The sequence below is a fragment of the Vibrio sp. L3-7 genome, assembly GCF_963898195.1.
Taxonomy (GTDB): Bacteria; Pseudomonadota; Gammaproteobacteria; order Enterobacterales; family Vibrionaceae; genus Vibrio; species Vibrio echinoideorum.
The window spans coordinates 1-1,414 of the sequence record NZ_CAWQUW010000061.1 but is presented as its reverse complement, the minus strand read 5'-3'; the positions used below and the strand labels follow the sequence as shown (position 1 = coordinate 1,414).

General features: G+C 41.8%; 1 protein-coding gene. It reads left to right on the top strand.

The genetic code is table 11. From position 1 onward, the window contains the following. Positions 1-92 precede the first annotated feature (92 nt). Complete coding sequence (locus tag AACW75_RS22960) at positions 93-1,400, top strand: IS4 family transposase (RefSeq protein WP_102482152.1); 1,308 nt, start codon at positions 93-95, stop codon at positions 1,398-1,400. Positions 1,401-1,414: the final 14 nt, after the last annotated feature.

Genomic DNA, 1,414 nt, shown 5'->3' with positions numbered 1-1,414 from the left:
CTAATGCCGATCAGTTAAAGCCAAAGTGATCGGTTGAAGGATCCTTCAGAGCTGTCAAAATCCAAGTGTATTTAATGCACTTGGATTTTTTTATGGATGTTTCTCAAGCTCTAAACATAATTAATGATTGGAAACCTAGCAGCGTTGAGACTTTGTCTGACTTGCTTCCAATTGAACTCATCGACGAAGCCTATTCTCTTACTGATACTGTCACGATGAGAAAGAGGAAATTAACTTTAGAATCCATGGTGTGGCTGCTTGTTGGAATGGCTATCTATAACAGTAAATCCATGAAAGATTTAGTGAACCAACTTGATATTGTCGACCGTACAGGTAAAGCTTTTGTCGCACCGAGTGCGTTAACTCAACGTCGAAAGACGTTGGGTGAAGACGCAATTAAAGCGGTCTTTGAGCGAATGACTACGTCATGGTTAAAAAGTGCAAAGTTACCCCAGTGGAATGGATTAACGCTTCTTGGCGTCGATGGCGTTGTTTGGCGAACGCCCGATAACCCGCAAAATGAAAAGGCATTTTCTCGACAAAAAGGGACGCAATATCCGCAAGTGAGAATGGTCTGCCAAATGGAACTAAGCAGTCACATTATTACGGCCAGTGCATTTGATAATTACAATACAAACGAAATGATATTAGCTGAAAAACTGATAGAAACAACACCAAACCATAGCGTGACAATGTTCGATAAGGGGTTCTATTCTTTAGGCTTATTACATAAATGGCAAGACTCTGGCTCGGAGCGTCATTGGCTTATCCCCCTCAAGAAAAATACACAATATGACATTGTTCAATCTTTAGGGCGAAATGACAAACTGGTTCAATTACACAGTAACCCAAGGGCTAGAAAGCTATGGCCTGATTTACCAAAGTCGATAACCGCTCGACTTGTCACTCGTAAAATTAAAGGAAAAGACTACCAAGTATTAACCTCCATGACGGACTCCCTGCGTTACCCATCAAAAGATATTGCAGGCCTTTATGAACATCGTTGGGAAATTGAGCTAGGCTACCGAGAGCAAAAACAATACATGCTTGGAAATCGTCTCACGCTGCGAAGTCGTTTACCAGAACTGGTAAAGCAGGAGTTATGGGGCATCTTGCTTACTTACAATTTAATCCGATACCAGATGGTCGAGCTCTGCTTCAATTTAAAGGGAAATTACCTTCCTTATCAACTGAGTTTTAACGGCACATTAGCTCATGTATCTGCATTACTTGTAGGCTTACCTTACTCAACACCAGGCTCAATACCTCGTCAGCTAAAGGGGTTCCACAACATGGCTGAAAGCTTAATACTTGAAGGGCGAAGGGAAAGGACATTCCCTAGAACAGTTAAACCCAGACCACAACGGTATGCTAAGAACAAAAATGCCGTTCACTCTTAAGTGAACGGCATTAG